The organism is Streptomyces sp. STR69 (genome assembly GCF_024519455.1).
GTDB lineage: Bacteria > Actinomycetota > Actinomycetes > Streptomycetales > Streptomycetaceae > Streptomyces.
The window spans coordinates 1-383 of the sequence record NZ_JALJRY010000111.1 but is presented as its reverse complement, the minus strand read 5'-3'; the positions used below and the strand labels follow the sequence as shown (position 1 = coordinate 383).

Here is a 383-nt window from a genome sequence, read left to right as displayed (position 1 = left end):
AAGATCGTCGTCTGCCAGAAGTTCCGCGGGGTCACCTCGGGCGAACCCGCGAAGGTCGGCGCAGGTCCCGACAGCCGCAACTGCCTCTACAAATCCTCCGACATCACCTACAAGTAGGAGCACCGACGATGTTCACGCTCAAAGCCCTCACCGCGTCGGTCGCGGCCGCCGTCGCCGCCCCGCTCCTGCTCGCCCCGTCCGCCGCGCAGGCCGCCGACAACTGCACCGCCTTCAACACCATCAAAGCGTCCCCGTACTACCTCAACAACAACGTCTGGGGTGCCAGCGGCGCCACCGGCAAGCAGTGCACCTGGCTCAACTCCTACCGGGGCGGCAAGGTCAACTGGGAGACGTCCTTCGACTGGTCGGGCGGCAACCCGACC

Annotated in this window: 1 pseudogene; it reads left to right on the top strand. The window is 66.6% G+C overall.

From position 1 onward, the window contains the following. Nucleotides 1-128: 128 nt before the first annotated feature. Nucleotides 129-383 (top strand): annotated as a pseudogene (locus tag OC490_RS49735) (endo-1,4-beta-glucanase); the annotation flags it as partial.